Origin of the sequence: Candidatus Pelagibacter sp. HIMB1485 (genome assembly GCF_052048055.1) — a bacterium.
Lineage (GTDB): Bacteria > Pseudomonadota > Alphaproteobacteria > Pelagibacterales > Pelagibacteraceae > Pelagibacter.
On sequence record NZ_JBNAIN010000002.1, the window covers coordinates 373,038 to 391,403 of the forward strand.

Here is an 18,366-nt window from a genome sequence, read left to right on the forward strand (position 1 = left end):
GGAATTAAAATTTACAAGCCCTCTATAAAATTAGAGGACTTGTAATAATTTTTATTTATTTATCACCAAATACTGCAGTTCTAAATAATGGTTCATTATTTGGTCTTATTGGAACACTAACATTACTTTTGGATGCCCAAGAAATTACTTGGTGATGTAAAGGAAGATAAGAAATATCATCTTTCACAATTTTCCAAGCTTTAGCAATTGCTGCATTTCTTTTCTCTAAGTCAACTTCACCTTCCATAACTCTAATAGCTGCATCTACTTCAGCATTACTGAAATTAACTCTATTCCAACTAGCGCCTGTTTCATATAAGTAATGGAAAACATAATGACTATCTAAAGTTGGAACTCCCCATCCAAGCATATAAAAATCACCCTGATTATCTTTAAGCTCTTTGAAATGCTTGCTTTTAGTTTGAGCAAATAAGTTAACTTTAACACCTACTTTACCTAACATTCCAACAACTGCTGTACAGATAGCTTCATCATTTACATACCTGTCGTTAGGACATCTTAACTCAACTTCAAAACCATTAGGATACCCAGCTTCAGATAATAATTTTTTAGAAGCTTCTGGATCGTATGGTAATCTTTTGTCGAGTTCAGCTGTATAACCGTTTACTCCAGGAAAAGTTATTATTCCTGCAGGTTCACTTAAACCTCTCATTACTTTTTTCTTGATGGCTTCAATATCAATTGCCTGATAAAGTGCTTGTCTAACCTCTTTTTTCTTAAAAGGATTATCACCAGTGTTACCTGTTCTTAATTTATCAGCAGCTTGATCCATACCTAAAAAGATAGTTCTCATTTGAGCAGTACTTTCAACTTTGTGTGCTGACGATCTTCCAATTCTTTTTAGATCTTGAACGGGAGCGTCAGTCACAATATCAATTTCACCAGATAAAAGAGCTGCTACTCTAGTTGCAGCATTTTTAATTGGAAGTAGTTCAATGGTAGTCAAACCTTTATCTTTCATTTCACCCCACCAATGACTATTTCTTTTAAATACTGTTCTAGTATTTGGCTCTCTCTTAGTTATTTTAAAAGGACCAGTTCCTAAAGCATTTGTCGCTGAAAATGTTTCTTGTCCAGCATCCCAATTTTGAGGAGATGTAGCAAAATTTTTCTCTGACCAAGCTTTAGACATTATAAAAATATTTGATAATTGATTTAAAAGAATAGGATTTGGTTTGCTTGTTGTTATTTTAACAGCATAGTCACCAATAGCCTCAACATTTGAAACTGTACTAATATATTCTTTAAAATCAGAAGTTCTTTGTTTTGCTCTTAATATACTAAATACAACATCAGCAGATGTCATTCCTGAACCATCTGAAAATTTTGCATCCTCTCTTAAAGTAAAGACCCAAGTGTTTGGATCAGTTGCTTTCCACTTTGTTGCCAGCGCAGGTCCAATTTTCATATCAAGACCTCTTTGAACAAGTGCTTCGTAAACTTGTCTAGAAACTTGTGTTGTAGGACCTTCATTTTGAGCGTGTGGATCTAGTGTAAGACTATCACCTTGCATAGACCACTTAATCGTTTGTGCGTATGCAGAAGAAAATCCAAATACAAGTACCAAAGACAATAGTGCTTTAACTAACTTTTTAATCTTCATTTTTACCTCTTTTTTTAAAATTTATAAAAAAATTATAAGTGAAAAAAAAAGATTATTACAGATATAAATTGCTAAATAAAATTAACTTTTATCGCTATCAACCAATTTTTTCTTACTAATCCAAGGCATCATAGCTCTAAGTTCTGCACCAACTTTCTCTACTGGATGCTCAGCTAATTTAGCTCTAGTTGCAAGAAAATTCTTTTGGCCATTTTTACACTCATCCATCCACTCTTTAGTAAATTTTCCAGATTGAATTTCTGCCAAAACTTCTTTCATTCTTTTTTTAGTTTCTTCTTTATTAACTACTCTTGGTCCTGATTGATATTCTCCATATTCAGCAGTATTTGAAATTGAATAATTCATATTTGCAATTCCACCTTCATATATCAAATCAACAATTAATTTTACTTCATGAACGGTTTCAAAATATGCCATCTCTGGTTCATACCCAGCTTCAACTAAAGTTTCATATCCATTTTTAATTAATTCAACTAAACCTCCACATAAAACAGTTTGTTCACCAAATAAATCTGTTTCAACTTCATCTTTGAAAGTAGTTTCAATTATCCCTGATCTTCCACCACCTACTGCTGATGCATAAGAAAGAGCTAAATCTCTAGCTTTACCAGATCCATCTTGATGGACTGCAAACAAACATGGAACTCCACCACCTTTTTCATATTCGCTTCTTACTAAATGACCAGGACCTTTTGGAGCAACCATAAATACATCTAAATCTTTTCTTGCTTTAATTAAATCATAGTGAACATTTAAACCGTGAGCAAAAGCAATGCTTGTTCCTTCTCTTACTCTTTGTTCTATATGGTTTTTATAAATTTCAGCTTGTAATTCGTCTGGAGTTAATATCATAACAACATCTGCCCAAGCAGCTGCATCAGATAAATTCATCACTTTTAAACCTTTTGACTCAGCTTTAGCAACACTTGATGATCCTTCTCTTAACGCAACAACGATCTCTTTTACCCCGCTATCTTTTAGATTAAGTGCATGAGCGTGGCCTTGACTTCCGTAACCAAAAATAGCAATTTTTTTATTTTTAATTAAATCTACATCTGCATCTTTTTCATAAAACATTTTCATAATTTATCTCCTATTAATTAGTTAAAAATTTTTGCACCTCTTGTCATTGCTACTGCCCCGGTTCTTGAAGTGCTTATAAGTCCCAAGGATTTTAATTTTTTACTCGTTTTATCAATCTCTCTTCTAAGTGCTGTTATTTGAATAACTGCAGATGATTTTGTTTCATCCAATACTACTGGGTTAAATTTTTTACAAGCATTTAAACATTTTTCAATTTTATTTTTTTTACCTACAATTTTAAATAGAGCCATCTCTTTAAAAATCACATCTTTATCATCTCTTTTAAATTCAGCAACTTTGTGTACAGGTACTAATTTAGTTAATTGTAGTCTGATCTGATCAATAACCTGTGGTGTTCCAGTTGTTACAATTGTTATTCTTGATATGTTTTTGATAGCATCAACTTCAGCTACTGCCAAAGACTCAATATTATAACCTCTTCCAGAAAACAGACCAACTACTCTTGCAAGAACACCCGCCTCATTATCTACCCAAACTACGAAGATATAGGTATCTGATTTTTGTTTTATAGATGGGGTGCTGTAAGCTGACTTTGATTTTGGCATTTTGATTAAACTAAGGCTTTGCCTTTTCCTTTTATTTTATTCTCTTCTTGATCGTTTGGTCCAAGTATCATTTGATTATGAGGTTTACCTGAAGGTATCATTGGAAAACAGTTTTCATTTGGATCAACATGACAATCAAAAATAACAGGGCCATTATGGTCAACCATTTCCTGAATTTTTTCATCAAGCTCTAATGGATCATCAGCTTTAATTCCTTTACAACCATAAGCATCAGCCATTTTCATAAAATCTGGTAGTGCTTCTGAGTAACTCTCAGAATAGTTCTTCTCATGAAGAAGCTCTTGCCATTGTCTTACCATTCCCATGTACTGATTATTCAAGATAAAAATCTTTATTGGTAAGTTGTATTGAACTGCTGTAGACATTTCTTGCATTGTCATTAAAACAGATGCTTCACCAGCAATATCAATAACTAATTTTTCTGGATGAGCTACTTGAACTCCAACAGCTGCAGGCAATCCATAACCCATAGTTCCTAATCCGCCTGAAGTCATCCATCTATTTGGTTTGTTAAATTTATAATGTTGAGCGGCCCACATTTGATGCTGACCGACTTCTGTTGTTACATAAGTATCTTTATTTTTTGTTAATTCATAAAGTCTTTGAACAGCATGCTGAGGTTTTATGCTATCTTCACTATTTATGAAATTTAAAGAATTTTTGTTTCTCCATTTTTGAATTTGTTCCCACCATTTTGCAATATTTGGTTTATTTGATTTACCATTTCCATTTTTCTTTTTAACAATTGTTTTGTTAACTTTATCAATTACTTTTGTAACATCACCTACTATTGCAAGATCTACTTTAATAATTTTATTAATTGAGGATGGATCAATATCAATATGAACTTTTTTTGAATTTGGAGAGAAATCATCAATTTTTCCGGTGATACGGTCATCAAATCTAGCACCAATGTTTATTAACAAATCACAGTCATGCATTGCGTTGTTTGCTTCATATGTTCCATGCATTCCTAGCATTCCTAAAAACTGATTATCATCTCCAGGATAAGCACCTAAACCTTGTAAAGTTGATGTAATTGGAAATCCTGTTAGTTCAACAAATTTTCTAAGAGCTTCACTTGCTTTTGGCCCTGAGTTAATTACACCCCCGCCACTATAAATTATTGGCTTCTTTGCCTTGTTAATTAAATTAATTAATTGATCAATTTCATCAGCCGAAAACTTATTATGAGATTTACCATTAAGGTTTTTTTCTTTTTTTGGTTTTTTATATTTTGCTTTTGCAAATTGAATATCTTTTGGAATATCAATTAATACTGGGCCAGGTCTTCCAGTTGTTGCAACTTTAAATGCTTCATGCATAACATCTGAAAGATCATTAATATCTTTTACCAACCAGTTATGCTTTGTACATGGTCTTGTTATTCCTGTTGTATCACATTCTTGAAATGCATCCGTACCAATTAGGTGTGTTGGAACTTGACCCGAAATACAAACCATTGGAACTGAATCCATATATGCATCAGTTAAAGCAGTGACTACATTAGTGGCACCGGGGCCTGATGTAACCAGTACAACACCAGGTTTACCAGATGATCTCGCATAACCTTCTGCTGCATGACCTGCACCTTGTTCGTGTCTTACAAGAATATGTTTAATAGATGGATGATTTTTTAATTCATCATATATTGGCAGTACAGCGCCACCGGGATAACCAAAAATATGGTTTACGTCTTGGTCCTCAAGACACTTAAATACGATTTCTGCTCCAGTTAATAATTTTGGCATTTCGCAATCTAGCTGAAGTTGTGCTGATTGGTCAAGGTTAAGTATAGAAAATTTAAATTTTTTTTAAAAATTTATTTATCTCAGATGGATTCAGTTTAAGCCAATCACTCATGTGTCCTCGGGCCCATGTGCTTTGTCTTTTGGCGTATTGTCTAGTTTTTATTGATATTTTTTCTTTGATTTCATCAATTTTTTTTTCTTTAGCTAAATATTCCTGAATTTCATTTATCCCAATTGCTTTACATGCAGTCATCTGATCATTAATTTTTAGTTTTAGAAATCTTTTAACCTCATTCACAGCGCCCATTCTAATCATTTTCCCAGTTCTTTGATTAATTCTTTTAACTAGCTCTTCACGAGGGTAATCGATATAAATTTTTAAAAAATCGTCTTCTAAATAATTTGATTTAGTGTTTTTAAACCAATCATGAAGAGATTTGTTTGTAAACTTTTTAACTTCAAAAGCTCTTATTGATCTTTGGGTATCCGTTGGATTAATTTTATTTTTTGATAGAGGATCTAGTTTTAATAATTGCTTATAAAATTTATTTTGGCCAATTTTTTTATTTAAATTTCGAATTTGATTTCTAAACCTTACTGGAATATTTGGAATTTGAACCAAACCATCAGTTAATGCTTTAAAATAAAGTCCAGTTCCTCCAACAAGAATTGGAATTTTATTTCTATTTCTAACTTCAATTATTTTCTTATTTACAATTTTAAGCCAATCACCAGTTGAAAAACTTTTCTTTGCATCTTGGAAACCATATAGATGATGTTTTATTGATTGACAATTTTTTGGGCTAGGTCTTGCAGACAAAATTTTAAGTTGCTTATAAACTTGCATACTATCTGCATTAACAATCTCTCCTTTAATTTTTTTTGCAAGTTTAATTGCAAAACTTGATTTTCCAGATGCTGTGGGTCCTGAAATTAAAATTATCTTGGATTTTAAATCCATTACTAATCTAATTTAACGCCAATGTATCTTCGTTGATTTTGATTGTTATAAATTGCAATTAAAATAGTTTTTTGATTTGAGTTTATTGCTTTTTGAGTAATGTCTCTTAAATCATCTGCTGATTTAATTTTTTTCTTCTGAGCTTCAATAATAATACTATTTATCTCAATTGAATTTACTAAAGGACTATTATTGGCCATATTAGTAATTACTAATCCTGTAGTTTGATTTGGTAATTTACGGTTTTTTATATCTTCTTTAGTTAAAGGTCTTACTGATATTCTTAAACTCTCAATAATTTCATCCAAATTATTTTCATCTTTTTTTGGATTTTCGCTTACTTTGAAATCATCAGATGTTTCCAATCTTCCTAACAAAACTTTTTTAGTTATTTCTTTTTTATTTCTCCATATTTTTACATCTACATTTTTACCAACATCTGTTCTGGCAACAATTGCTGGTAACTCTTTCATTTGCTTAATCTCAACCCCATTAAACTCTAAAATTATATCTCCAGCCTGAATACCAGCTTTTTCGGAAGGACTATTTTCAGCAACACTAGCAACTAAGGCACCTCTTGGTTTATCTAGTTCTTCAGCATCAGCAATTTCTTTCGTAACATCTTGAATTCTTACACCTAACCAACCTCTTTTAGTTTCTCCAAACTCTATTAATTGTTTAATAACTTGTTGAGCGCTATTTGATGGAATTGAAAATCCTATACCGATAGAACCATTTCTTCCTAAAATAGCAGTATTAATTCCGATTACATTTCCTTCCATATCAAATAAAGGTCCACCTGAATTTCCTGAATTGATTGATGCATCTGTTTGAATAAAATCCTCATATCTTGATAATCCAATTGATCTGTTTCTCGCTGAAATAATACCAGCGGTTACTGTTCCACCAAGACCAAATGGATTTCCAATCGCCAAAACCCAATCACCAATTCTTGCTTTGTCAGAATCTCCAAAACCAACAGGTTTGAATTTCTCATCTGTTTCTAATTGTAGCACAGCAATATCCATCAAAGGATCGGCACCAAGAACCTTTGCTTTATATTCTTGGTCTCCATTTACTCTAACTATTATATCATCAGCATCTTGAATTACGTGATTATTTGTTACCACAATTCCATTTTCATCTATGATAAATCCAGAGCCTAAAGCTGCTGATTTTCTTTCTTGAGGAGTTCCAAATTCTTTGAACATATCTTCAAATGGAGAACCTGGAGGAAATTGAAAAGGCAAAGGATTGCTATTAGTTACTACAGTTGTTGATGTGGAAATATTTACAACAGAAGGCATCAACTTTTCTGCAAGATCTGCAAATGATGCTGGAACAGGTTTAGAATTTGATTGTATTGAAATACTTAAAGAAAATACAATTGTTAAAAATATAAGTTTTAATTTTTTCATATTAACTTTTAATTAAATAAATAATTATAAAACCTATAACTGCAAAAATAAGTCCACCTGATCTCAGTTGACTATCTTTGACAAGTTCAAGTTTTTTAAGCATAGTTTTCATTTTTGCTGGAAATAAGGCATATATAATTCCCTCTATAAATAAAAAAAGACCAAAAGCTATGACTAGCTCATTCATCTAAAAACTACTGTTTAATATCAGGATTTATATTTCCAAAAAATTTGAAAAATTCACTATCGGGAGACAAGATCATTGATGTTTCTCCTGCATTAAATGCCTTGCCATAAGCTTGCATAGATCTATAAAAAGCAAAAAATTCAGGATCTTTTCCAAAAGCTTCAGCGAAAATTTTGTTTCTTTCTCCGTCACCTTCTCCTTTCATAATTTCTGATTGCTTTTGAGCATCTGCTAATATCACGGTTACTTCTTTGTCAGCAGTCGAAGTAATTGTTACTGCCATCTCAGCACCTTTTGCTCTAAATTCCTTTGCTTCTCTTTCCCTCTCAGTCTGCATTCTTCTATAAATTGCATCACTGTTTGCTGTAGGAAGATCAGCTCTTTTTATTCTTACATCTACAATATTTATTCCAAAATTTTGCGCTTCGTTATTAACTCCATCTTTAATCAAAGACATTTGTTTTGATCTATCTTGTGATAGCAAAGTTTGTAATTCTTCTTGACCCAAAACATTTCTAATTCTTGAGTTTATAATTGTAGATAATCTTGATCTTGCAACCCTTTCGTCTCCAACAGAAATATAAAATTTCAAAGGATCAACTATTTGAAATCTCGCAAAAGCATCAACAATCAATCTTTTTTGGTCAGATGCAATTACTTCCTCTGGCGGGGTATCTAAATTTAAAATCCTTTTATCTAAATAAACAACGTTTTGAATAAATGGAATCTTAAAGTTCAAACCTGGTTTCATTATAATTCTTTTTGGATCACCAAATTGAAGAATTATCGCTTGATTAACTTCTTTGACTATAATTACTGATAGGAACGCTACAACAGCTATTAAAACTAATATTCCAGCTACTATTTTTCCAGCTTTCATTTAATTTGTCTCTTTCTTTTTAAGCTCTGGTAATGGTAGATATGGCACAACACCTGAACCGGACTCTTTATCTATGATAATTTTATTTATATCTGCTAAAACCGTTTCCATTGTCTCTAAAAACATTCTTTCTTGTGTAACTTGTTTTGCTTTAGCATACTCATTGTAAATTGCTAAAAATCTACTAGCTTCACCTTCAGCTTTAGCAACAACTTCTTTTTTATAAGCTTCTGCAGCTTGTAAAATTTTCTGTGCTTCCCCTCTTGCTCTTGGGATCACATCGTTTGCATAAGCTTCAGCTTCGTTTTTAGATCTTTCCATATCTGCTCTTGCAGCTTGGACATCTCTAAATGCATCAATTACTTGATCAGGTGGATCAGCTTTTTGCGTTTGTACTTGAGTAATTTGTACTCCACTTTCATAATCATCTAAAATGCTTTGAATAATTTCTTGAGTTTCAATCTCAATACTTGATCTACCTTCTGTTAATATTGGTTGAATATCACTTTTAGCAATAACTTCTCTCATTGCTGTTTCTGCGGCTGCTTTAACAGTTCCTACAGGGTCCTGAATTTTAAACAAAAAATTTCCAGCATCTTTGATAACCCAAAATACTGAAAAATCGATATTTACAATGTTTTCATCACCAGTAAGCATTAAACTTTCTTGAGGAACATCTGCAACTCCTCCACCTGTAGAAAAACCACTATCTCTTTCAGACCTAAATCCAATATCGATTCTATTTACTTTAGTTACTTTTGGAGTTTGAACAGTCTCTACTGGAAAAGGAATATGATAGTTCAATCCAGGTTGAGTAGTTTTAACAAATTTTCCAAATCTAAGAACAACCCCTTGTTCATCAGGTAATACTCTATAAAGCCCACTTGCAAGCCATACAAAGGCTAAGACTAATAAAATTAATCCTATAGACTTTCCGCCTGAAGATTTTCCACCAGGTAAAAACTTTTTAATTTTATCTTGAAACTCTCTGATGATTTCATCTACGTTTGGTGGTGTTGGTCCTCTTCCTGAACCATTTCTTCCACTTCCACCTCCTGGGGGTGCTCCCCATGGACTTCCTCCTTTGCCTCTGAAATCATCTGACATATGTCAAAGTATATAGTGTCTTTATCCTAAAAAACAAGTAAGGATAGTTTTATGTCAGATAAAAAGACAGAACTAAGTGACGCAATGAAAAAGAAGGTGGAGCCTAGAGTTTTTACAAAAAATCCAATTCTAGGAACTAAGTTTACTATTGCAATCTCAAGTGCAAAAGGAGGTGTGGGTAAATCTACATTTGCAACGAATCTTGCCCTAGCTTTAAAAAAAGTTGGATGCAAAGTTGGATTGTTAGATGCTGATATTTATGGCCCTTCCATTCCAAAAATGTTTGATATTAATGAAAAACCAAAAAGCGACGGTCAAAAATTAGATCCCATAACAAAATATGACATTCAATGTATGTCAATTGGATTTTTAGCGGATCAACAAACACCGATGATTTGGCGTGGTCCAATGGTAACCAGTGCAATTAAAACTTTTACTCAGAAAGTTAATTGGAGAGACTTAGATTTTATAATTGTTGATATGCCTCCAGGAACTGGTGACACTCAATTAACGTTTTCGCAAGAAATTAAAATGGATGGTGCAATCATTGTATCAACTCCACAAGAAGTTGCTCTTTTGGACGTAAAAAGAGGAATTAAAATGTTTGATAAACTTGGAGTTAAAATTTTAGGTTTAGTTGATAACATGAGTTTTTTTGTCGGAGATGATGGAAAGAAGTACAAGATATTTGGAGAAGGTGGAGTAAAAAAAACAGCAGAAGAGTTTCAAAAAGACTTTTTAGGAGAAATACCAATTAATCCTGAAGTTGGAAATTCTGGTGATCAAGGAAAACCAATAGTTGAGTCAAACCCAGACCATGATATTTCAAAAATATATTTAGATTTTGCTAAAAAGATTAAATCAACTTATCTTTAAGATCAAAAGCAGCCATTAATTCATTCCATTCTCTTTTAGATAGACCTGAACTTTCAACATCTACATTTTCACCTTTAATAAGTTTTTGAATTATAACTTTTCCTTTAGCAGAAACCTCTGTTCCTCCTACTCTATAATCCATAAATGCATCATAAGTTATTGGTACCCATTTTTTAACTGTATCTAACATTATATCTGCATAAACTCTAATTTCATACTGAGCATGACTGTCAGCTCTTAATCTTAAAAAATTCATTAAGTTTAATAAATCAGTTTTCCAATACCACTGGGTATAAGTATTCAATGTTAGGTTCATTCTTGCAAGCTCTCTTGCTAATCCCTTTTTGTTTTCATCAATAGTTGAACCATCATATCTTTCATTAAGCATTGTTTCATAATTGTCATAAGTTCTCTCTGCATCACTTTTCAAAAGTTCTAAAACTTCTTCTGCTTGTTTTCCTTCAAGGACATCTCCTCTTCCTTGTCGGTTGCTAGTTGATTGCGCTGCTAAATTTTCTTTAGTTGGTAAATAAAATTCTTTATCTAAAATTGAATATCTTGCGGAGTATTCATTTACGTTGGCAGTTCTATGTCTGATCCACTGCCTTGCAATAAATATTGGAAGCTTAATATGATATTTTATTTCACACATTTCAAATGGCGTGCTGTGCCAATGTCTCATCAAGTATTTTATTAAACCTTTATCTGTTGAAACTTGCTTTGTCCCTTTTCCATAAGATACTCTTGCTGACTGAACTATAGACGTGTCATCGCCCATATAATCAACTACTCTTACAAATCCATGATCTAATGCTGGCAGCGCTTCATAGAGTATTTTTTCAAGCTCTGGAGCGGTAACTCTTTTAGTTTGATTGCTTTGGGATTGCTGGTTTTTTATTTCTTCTGATTGTTCTTTTGTTAATTTCATGATTGTTATTGAATCTGTTGTAATTACTTTTATATTATTAATGTTGGATTTCCAACTACGACGATAAACGAATTTCGTAATAACCATTGCGGACGTGGGGGCAGTACCCACCACCTCCACCATTACAACTTACGGGGGTGAACTAGAATCGACGGGTGACTAAAGGCTATTCTTTCGTTCGGGATTGTTCCACCGTAACGGGCTAATTTATAATTGCTAACGAAAGTTACGCACTTGCTGCATAATTAACTTAGTTAATTAAGCACGGGGTCCGGGGCACCTGGCAACAGAACGCCCCCTACTTTAAATTGATGATAAATTAATTTTTTTTGAGTATTTTTTTTTAGGTGAATTTTTTATCACTGCTTGTCCACAACGCATAACACCTCTCTTTTTATCAAATGTCATTTTTGGCTCTCCATATAAAGTCCAACCATTTGACAATGCTTCAGTAACACGGTGACAAAATTTTGATGTGTCATCATCTGTAATAAATCTATATCCCTTCATAAAATACTCTCTATTTATCTTTTAATTCGGCTTGTGCAGCAGCCAATCTTGCTACAGGAACTCTGTACGGAGAACAAGAAACGTAATTTAATCCAGCTTTTGAGCAAAATAAAATACTGTTAGGATCACCACCGTGTTCTCCACAAATTCCAAGTTTAATATTTTTATTTTGACTTTTTCCCTTTTCAACAGCTATTTTGATTAAATCTCCAACTCCATCATCTATCGAAATAAACGGATCAATTGAAAAAATTTTATTATCTATATAATCATTTAAAAATTTTCCACTATCATCTCTGCTTATTCCAAATGTAGTTTGAGTTAAATCATTAGTTCCAAAACTAAAAAATTCAGCATGTTTTGCAATATCTTTGGCTTTTATAGCTGCTCTAGGAAGCTCAATCATCGTACCTACCATAAACTCGATTTTTAATTTATGCTCTTTTTGAACTTCACTTGCAATTCTAATTACTAAATCTTTCATAATTTTTATTTCTGCTTCAGTAGATACTAATGGGATCATAATTTCTGGAAAAGCAGATTTAATTTTTTCTTTTTTAAGCTCTGCTAGAGCTTCAAATATTGCTCTACATTGCATTTCATATATTTCAGGAAAAGATATTCCAAGTCTACATCCCCTATGACCCAACATGGGATTTTGTTCATGCAATTCATCAATTCTAGATTCTACTTCTTTTACTGGAAGATTAACAATATTTGCAACTTCATTAATCTCTTTATCTGTTCGAGGCAAAAACTCATGAAGAGGTGGATCTAACAATCTTACTGTAACTGGCAATCCACTCATAATTTTAAATATTTCTATAAAATCCTTTTTTTGATGAGGTAAAAGTTTTTTTAATGCAATTGATCTATCTTCTTTAGTCTTTGATAAAATCATTTCCCTTACGGATAAAATTCTTTCTTCATCAAAAAACATGTGTTCTGTTCTGCAAAGACCAATTCCTTCAGCTCCAAAATCTTTTGCTGTTTTAGTATCCTTAGGTGTTTCAGAATTTGTTCTAATATTTAATTTTCTAAAACTATCTGCCCAAGTCATTATCTTGGAAAAATCTCCAGATATCTCTGGTTTAACTGTTGCCACACTTCCTGATATAATTCTACCGGTTGATCCATCTATAGTAATGACGTCGCCTTCTTTAATTTCCATTGAAGATGTTTTAAATGTCTTCATCTCATAATTTATATCAATTTCACTTGAACCAGATACGCATGGTCTTCCCATGCCCCTTGCAACTACTGCAGCATGACTCGTCATTCCTCCTCTAGCCGTCAAAATTCCTTTTGCAGCATGCATTCCTTGTATATCTTCAGGTGACGTTTCTACTCTTACTAAGATAGTGTCTTGCATTATCGAAGTTAATCTTTCTGCTTCCTCTGAAGTAAATACCACTTTCCCACTCGCTGCACCTGGTGAAGCAGGTAAACCATTTGCTATTACATTGATTATACTCTTTTCATCAAGTGTAGGGTGCAAAAGTGTATCTAAAGAATTTGGATCAATTCTTAATACTGCTTCTTTTTTTGATATTAATTTTTCCTTAACCATATCAACTGCAATCTTTATCGCAGATTTTGCAGTTCGTTTTCCTGATCTAGTTTGAAGCATCCACAGTTTATTATTCTCAACCGTAAATTCTACATCTTGCATATCTTTGTAATGTTTTTCCAATTTTTTTAAAATTTTTTTTAATTCTTTGAAAACTTTTGGCAAAGACTCTTCCATTGAAGGTTCTTCAACTTTAGCATTTTTTCTTGCCTTCTTAGTTATATATTGAGGTGTTCTTGTGCCAGCAACAACGTCCTCGCCTTGTGCATTAATTAAGTACTCACCATATATTTCGTTTGATCCATCTGATGGATTTCTTGTAAATACAACTCCAGTAGCACAATCATCACCCATATTACCAAAAACCATTGATTGAACGTTGACTGCTGTTCCCCATTCTGCTGGTATTTGGTTTAATTTTCTATAGACTTTTGCTCTATTGCTTTCCCATGATAAAAATACAGCACTAATTGCTCCAAATAATTGTTGAAATACATCTTGAGGAAATTCTTTTTTCGTTTTTTCTTTTACTGTTCTTTTAAAATCTTCAATTAAACCATCCCAATCATTTTCATCTAAGTCAGTGTCTAACAAAACACCTTTTGTTAATTTATAATTTTCAATTAATTCTTCAAAATGATAGCCCTCTACACCCATCACAACGTTTCCATACATTTGAATAAATCGTCTGTAACTATCTTTGGCAAATCGCCCATTGGAAGTTTTCAAAGCTAACGCGTTTACTGTTTTATCATTTAAACCTAAATTGAGAATTGTATCCATCATTCCTGGCATAGATACTCTAGCACCCGATCTAACCGATAATAACAAAGGATTTTTTAAGTCACCAAATTTTTTAGAAACATCTTTTTCTATATTTTTTAATTCTTTTTTAATTTGAGAAATTAAATTTTTATTCAATTTTTTCTTATCTTTATAAAAAATCTCACAAACTTTAGTAGATATTGTAAAACCAGGAGGAACTGGCAAACCCATTCTGCCCATTTCAGAAAGGTTAGCACCTTTTCCACCTAAAAAATTTTTTGGATTTTTAATACTTTTAGATTGTTTCGAATTAAAGTTTAATATTAGTTTAGTCATTAGTTAGACTCGATTAAAGAAAAGTTAACATAATTGTCAAATGTTTTACACATCATTTGAATTAGTTCTAGCCTATTTTTCTTAATTACCAGATCATCCTCATTCACAATTACATTATCAAAAAAATCAAATACCTCTCTTTTAATACTTGCTAAATTGTCCAATGTTTGAACAAAATTTTCATCATTATTAATACTAGAAAAATATTTCCTCAATTCATTAATTTTTTTAAATAAATTTTTTTCAAGCTCAGTTTTAAAAATACCAGGGTCGGTTGTATTAGATAATTCGATTTTATCTTTTTTTAACTCACTTTCTAGAATATTTGATGCTCTTTTATAACTTGCAATAATATCTATTCCGTTTTGTTTATTTATTACTTTATTTAAATTTTTTGCTTTATTAAAAATAATTACAGATTGATCTAAATTATAAGAACTTATTGAAGCTTGTATTATATCGTTTCGGATATTTTCCTCCTTCATATAATATTTCAATCTCTCTAATAGAAAATCTAGTAATTCTTTTTGTAAAGATTTATTCTGAAATTCAAATCCTTGATCCTGATACAAGCTTGAAGAATAGTTTATTAAATCTCTAATTTTAAAATCTTTTTTATTTTCAATCATAATTCTAACAATCCCTAATGCTAATCTTCTTAAGGCAAAAGGATCCTTGGAACTTGTTGGTTTTTGGTTTACACCAAAAAATCCAACTAAAGTATCAATCTTGTCAGCTAAGGATAAAGCAATGCTATAAGGTTTTTTTGGAATTTTTGTTCCAGATCCAACGGGTAAATATTGCTCACTAACAGCAAGTGATATTTCTTTATCAAAACCTTGCTCATTTGCAAAATAACCTCCCATAATTCCTTGAAGTTCTGGAAATTCACCAACCAATTCAGATAACAAGTCTACTTTGCTTATAGATGCTGATAATTCTACTTTTTCTTTGCTAATTAATAACTCATCAGAAATATTAGCACCAAGCTTTCTCATTCTTTGAGCTTTATCAAAATAATTTCCAAGACCTTTGAAATAATTCATTAATTTTAAATCAGAAATTTTTTTGACCATGTTTTGAGCTTTATCTTTCTGCCAGAAAAATTCTGCATCACTTAATCTTGCTTCAACTACTCTTTCATTTCCTAATTTAATTAATCCTTTTTTATCTTTATTATTTGCTACTACCAAAAATTGATTTGTAATGTTTCCTTTTTTATCAAAAGTAGGAAAATACTTTTGGTGGTGTTGCATTGTTAGTATTAAAATCTCTTTAGGTATATTTAAAAATTTTTTATCAAATTCACAAACAACTACGTTTGGTTGGTCAGTTAAATCGACTACTTCCTGAAGAAGCTTGGGATTGTTGTCAATATTTATATTTCTTTTTTTTAAAATAATATCGAATTTTTTTTCTATTAAATCTTTTCTCTCAGTGTGATCGATAAGTATATCCATTTTTTTAAAAAAATTTTTATAAGATTTAAAGTCTGAAAATAGTTTTTTCTTTTCTTCAAATTCTTTATCTACAAATGTCAAATTAGATGAAATGAAATGATGAAATTTAAAATTTAGTTTTTTTTTATCAAAGATGGATAAGATAGATTTTAATGGCCTACCCCATAATAGTTCATAATTTGACCATTTCATTGACTTTTTCCACTGAATTTTATTCAATATTTGAGGTATGGCTCCTTCTAATAATGTATGTGTATCTAATTTTTTTGATCTAGTTTTATAAAAATAGAACTCACCTTTATCTGTTTTTTTTATAAACAATTCTTTTTTTGAAACACCATATGATCTCGCAAATCCCTCCAACGCAGCATCTGGAGACTTTGTGCTCGGACCTTTTATTTCCTCAGATTTTAAAACTATCTTCTTTTCAACTCCATCAAACAAAATTAATAACCTATTGGGTGTTGAGTAAGACGAGCTTTTTTTAAATTTAATAGATTTTTCTAAAAAAAATTCATTAAAACTTTTTAGTAAATTTTCTCTTAAATTTTTTTGTAAATTTGAAGGTATTTCCTCACTAAACAATTCTAAGAAAAATTCAGACATTATTTTTGACTATCTAACCAAATACTAGCGGCTGATTTTGTAATATCTCTTATTCTGGCAATATATCCTGCTCTTTGAGCAACGCTAATTGCTCCACGTGCATCTAATATATTAAATACGTGACTTGCTTTTAAGCATTGATCATAAGCTGGTAATGAAATTTTTTTTTCAACTAATGACTTTGCTTCCGACTCATGCATATCAAACATTTTAAAAAGTGACTCTACATTCGCATGTTCAAAATTATATGCCGAAAATTCTCTCTCAGCTTGATGAAATACTTCTTTATATTTAACACCATCATCATTCCATAACAAATCGTAGACATTTTTTTGTTGCTGAGTAAACATACATATTCTTTCTAATCCATATGTAATTTCTACAGAAACAGGTTTGCACTCAAATCCAGCCATCTGTTGAAAATAAGTAAATTGAGTAATTTCCATGCCATCACACCATACCTCCCAACCAAGACCAGCAGCACCCAATGTTGGACTTTCCCAGTCGTCTTCTACAAATCTAATATCATGATCTGAATGATCAATTCCTATAGATGATAAGCTATTGAGGTAAAGTTTTTTAATATTTTCAGGGGAGGGTTTTATAAGAACTTGAAACTGATAATAATGTTGAAGTCTATTTGGATTATCTCCATACCTTCCATCTGTGGGTCTTCTTGATGGCTGCACATATGCTGTCTTCCAAGGTTTAGCTCCTAATGACCTCAATGTAGTTGCTGGATGAAATGTGCCTGCTCCTACTTCCATGTCATAAGGTTGGAGAACTACACATCCCTTTTTGCTCCAAAACTTTTGAAGATTTAAAATTGTATCTTGAAATGTAAGAATTTTCTCTTTTGATTTAGAAACCATATCTTTGCCAGATTGATCTTTCATCTAAAATATTTGCAAATTGGTCAATATGATTTGAAGATGAAAGTTTTTGACTTAACCACCCTTTTGTTTTTTCAAATTTTTTAATTACAACATCTTCACCAAACTTTTCTTTTAAGATTTCATGTGCATCTCCTATGCCATCTATTAATCCTAATTTCTTAGCTCTTGAACCTGACCAAAATTCACCAGAAAATAATTCTACTTCTGTTTTATTTAATTTTGCTCCACGACTTTTTTCAACAACATTTATGAAATCTTGGTGTAAATCTAATTGAATATTTTTAAGTCTTTGAATATCTTCTTCCTTTTCTTCCATAAAAGGATCAAGTGTGCTCTTATTCTTTCCAGCTGTGTGAACTCTTCTCTCAACACCGATTTTCTTAATTAATTCAGTAAAACCAAATGATGAATATATAACCCCTATAGACCCAATGATTGAACTTGAATTTGCATAAATTTCATCTCCAGCACATGAGATAAGATATCCCCCAGATGCAGCAACATCTTCTGCAAAAAAAATAACTTTCTTATTACTTTTTTTAGCTTGCTGACGAATAAAACTATAAATTAAATGTGACTGTACAGGTGAACCTCCTGGAGAATTGATTGATATTGCTACTGCAGCAGCCTTTTTTAGTGAAAAAGCTTTTTTAATAATTTCTTCCTGTCCTGCAAAATCAATACCTTGCTTAAATTTGCCAGCATTACCAATGACGCCATTTAATTTAATATGTGAAATAATTTTTTTCTTTTTTAAAAAGGAGAACATATTTATTTCTTACAGAATATTTAGTTGATTA

The 18,366-nt window shown here is 31.7% G+C and carries 16 protein-coding genes and 1 other RNA gene; 2 read left to right on the plus strand and 15 right to left on the minus strand.

Translation table 11 applies throughout. The annotated features are described in order from the left end of the window. Positions 1-55 precede the first annotated feature (55 nt). From ACTTA4_RS04430 to hflK, 9 genes are all read right to left on the minus strand, one after another. On the minus strand, positions 56-1,624 hold the full coding sequence (locus ACTTA4_RS04430) for an ABC transporter substrate-binding protein (protein WP_440633694.1): 1,569 nt from the start codon (positions 1,622-1,624) through the stop codon (positions 56-58). 81 nt (positions 1,625-1,705) lie between these two features. Then, complete coding sequence (gene ilvC / locus ACTTA4_RS04435; RefSeq protein WP_440633695.1) at positions 1,706-2,728, minus strand: ketol-acid reductoisomerase; 1,023 nt, start codon at positions 2,726-2,728, stop codon at positions 1,706-1,708. Positions 2,729-2,745: 17 nt separating this feature from the next. Beyond that, the gene (gene ilvN / locus ACTTA4_RS04440; protein WP_440633696.1) at positions 2,746-3,294 is read right to left on the minus strand and encodes an acetolactate synthase small subunit; all 549 of its coding nucleotides are present in this window, start codon (positions 3,292-3,294) and stop codon (positions 2,746-2,748) included. Between the two features lie 5 nt (positions 3,295-3,299). Beyond that, positions 3,300-5,066, minus strand: a complete 1,767-nt coding sequence (locus ACTTA4_RS04445) for an acetolactate synthase 3 large subunit (RefSeq protein ID WP_440633697.1) — start codon at positions 5,064-5,066, stop codon at positions 3,300-3,302. Between the two features lie 52 nt (positions 5,067-5,118). After that, positions 5,119-6,027 (minus strand): tRNA (adenosine(37)-N6)-dimethylallyltransferase MiaA, encoded by a 909-nt coding sequence (gene miaA, locus ACTTA4_RS04450; protein ID WP_440633698.1) that lies wholly within the window; start codon positions 6,025-6,027, stop codon positions 5,119-5,121. A gap of 2 nt (positions 6,028-6,029) precedes the next feature. Then, positions 6,030-7,445, minus strand: a complete 1,416-nt coding sequence (locus ACTTA4_RS04455) for a Do family serine endopeptidase (RefSeq protein ID WP_440633699.1) — start codon at positions 7,443-7,445, stop codon at positions 6,030-6,032. A gap of 1 nt (position 7,446) precedes the next feature. Continuing rightward, positions 7,447-7,632 carry a DUF2065 domain-containing protein gene (locus ACTTA4_RS04460; protein WP_440633700.1) on the minus strand — a complete coding sequence of 62 codons (186 nt, stop codon included), beginning with the start codon at positions 7,630-7,632 and terminating at the stop codon, positions 7,447-7,449. 7 nt (positions 7,633-7,639) lie between these two features. Then, on the minus strand, positions 7,640-8,512 hold the full coding sequence (hflC, locus tag ACTTA4_RS04465) for a protease modulator HflC (RefSeq protein WP_440633701.1): 873 nt from the start codon (positions 8,510-8,512) through the stop codon (positions 7,640-7,642). Continuing rightward, a complete protein-coding gene (gene hflK / locus ACTTA4_RS04470) occupies positions 8,513-9,619 on the minus strand; it encodes an FtsH protease activity modulator HflK (protein WP_440633702.1) in 1,107 nt (368 codons plus the stop codon). A gap of 51 nt (positions 9,620-9,670) precedes the next feature. On the opposite strand from hflK, the gene ACTTA4_RS04475 reads away from it, so the two are divergent. Beyond that, entirely contained in the window at positions 9,671-10,495 is an 825-nt protein-coding gene (locus ACTTA4_RS04475; protein WP_440633703.1) for an Mrp/NBP35 family ATP-binding protein, read from the plus strand. Here ACTTA4_RS04475 and thyX read toward each other — a convergent pair. Further along, positions 10,476-11,423 (minus strand): FAD-dependent thymidylate synthase, encoded by a 948-nt coding sequence (gene thyX, locus ACTTA4_RS04480; RefSeq protein ID WP_440614017.1) that lies wholly within the window; start codon positions 11,421-11,423, stop codon positions 10,476-10,478. The genes ACTTA4_RS04475 and thyX overlap by 20 nt on opposite strands. A 4-nt stretch (positions 11,424-11,427) precedes the next feature. On the opposite strand from thyX, the gene ssrA reads away from it, so the two are divergent. Beyond that, positions 11,428-11,726: a transfer-messenger RNA gene (gene ssrA / locus ACTTA4_RS04485) on the plus strand. Here ssrA and ACTTA4_RS04490 read toward each other — a convergent pair. Genes ACTTA4_RS04490 through ACTTA4_RS04510 form a run of 5 tightly spaced genes read right to left on the minus strand, consistent with a single transcriptional unit; the run spans position 11,727 to position 18,335 of the window. Continuing rightward, positions 11,727-11,933, minus strand: a complete 207-nt coding sequence (locus ACTTA4_RS04490; RefSeq protein WP_075506272.1) for a DUF1737 domain-containing protein — start codon at positions 11,931-11,933, stop codon at positions 11,727-11,729. Between the two features lie 10 nt (positions 11,934-11,943). After that, positions 11,944-14,604: a pyruvate, phosphate dikinase gene (gene ppdK, locus ACTTA4_RS04495; RefSeq protein WP_440633704.1), complete on the minus strand. Its 2,661-nt coding sequence runs from the start codon at positions 14,602-14,604 to the stop codon at positions 11,944-11,946. Then, on the minus strand, positions 14,604-16,670 hold the full coding sequence (gene glyS / locus ACTTA4_RS04500; protein ID WP_440633705.1) for a glycine--tRNA ligase subunit beta: 2,067 nt from the start codon (positions 16,668-16,670) through the stop codon (positions 14,604-14,606). Before glyS ends, ppdK begins: the two co-directional genes overlap by 1 nt. Further along, positions 16,670-17,566, minus strand: coding sequence for a glycine--tRNA ligase subunit alpha (locus tag ACTTA4_RS04505; RefSeq protein ID WP_440633706.1), 897 nt, complete (start codon positions 17,564-17,566; stop codon positions 16,670-16,672). Before ACTTA4_RS04505 ends, glyS begins: the two co-directional genes overlap by 1 nt. Beyond that, on the minus strand, positions 17,532-18,335 hold the full coding sequence (locus tag ACTTA4_RS04510; protein ID WP_440633707.1) for a S49 family peptidase: 804 nt from the start codon (positions 18,333-18,335) through the stop codon (positions 17,532-17,534). The genes ACTTA4_RS04505 and ACTTA4_RS04510 overlap by 35 nt, the downstream gene beginning before the upstream one ends. Between the last annotated feature and the right edge of the window lie 31 nt (positions 18,336-18,366).

Bases quoted from the DNA above. Each gene is read 5' to 3' on its own strand.
- ACTTA4_RS04430 (WP_440633694.1), bottom strand. From the start codon at position 1,624: ATGAAGATTAAAAAGTTAGTTAAAGCACTATTGTCTTTGGTACTTGTA.
- ilvC (WP_440633695.1), bottom strand. From the start codon at position 2,728: ATGAAAATGTTTTATGAAAAAGATGCAGATGTAGATTTAATTAAAAAT.
- ilvN (WP_440633696.1), bottom strand. From the start codon at position 3,294: ATGCCAAAATCAAAGTCAGCTTACAGCACCCCATCTATAAAACAAAAA.
- ACTTA4_RS04445 (WP_440633697.1), bottom strand. From the start codon at position 5,066: ATGCCAAAATTATTAACTGGAGCAGAAATCGTATTTAAGTGTCTTGAG.
- miaA (WP_440633698.1), bottom strand. From the start codon at position 6,027: ATGGATTTAAAATCCAAGATAATTTTAATTTCAGGACCCACAGCATCT.
- ACTTA4_RS04455 (WP_440633699.1), bottom strand. From the start codon at position 7,445: ATGAAAAAATTAAAACTTATATTTTTAACAATTGTATTTTCTTTAAGT.
- ACTTA4_RS04460 (WP_440633700.1), bottom strand. From the start codon at position 7,632: ATGAATGAGCTAGTCATAGCTTTTGGTCTTTTTTTATTTATAGAGGGA.
- hflC (WP_440633701.1), bottom strand. From the start codon at position 8,512: ATGAAAGCTGGAAAAATAGTAGCTGGAATATTAGTTTTAATAGCTGTT.
- hflK (WP_440633702.1), bottom strand. From the start codon at position 9,619: ATGTCAGATGATTTCAGAGGCAAAGGAGGAAGTCCATGGGGAGCACCC.
- ACTTA4_RS04475 (WP_440633703.1), top strand. From the start codon at position 9,671: ATGTCAGATAAAAAGACAGAACTAAGTGACGCAATGAAAAAGAAGGTG.
- thyX (WP_440614017.1), bottom strand. From the start codon at position 11,423: ATGAAATTAACAAAAGAACAATCAGAAGAAATAAAAAACCAGCAATCC.
- ACTTA4_RS04490 (WP_075506272.1), bottom strand. From the start codon at position 11,933: ATGAAGGGATATAGATTTATTACAGATGATGACACATCAAAATTTTGT.
- ppdK (WP_440633704.1), bottom strand. From the start codon at position 14,604: ATGACTAAACTAATATTAAACTTTAATTCGAAACAATCTAAAAGTATT.
- glyS (WP_440633705.1), bottom strand. From the start codon at position 16,670: ATGTCTGAATTTTTCTTAGAATTGTTTAGTGAGGAAATACCTTCAAAT.
- ACTTA4_RS04505 (WP_440633706.1), bottom strand. From the start codon at position 17,566: ATGAAAGATCAATCTGGCAAAGATATGGTTTCTAAATCAAAAGAGAAA.
- ACTTA4_RS04510 (WP_440633707.1), bottom strand. From the start codon at position 18,335: ATGTTCTCCTTTTTAAAAAAGAAAAAAATTATTTCACATATTAAATTA.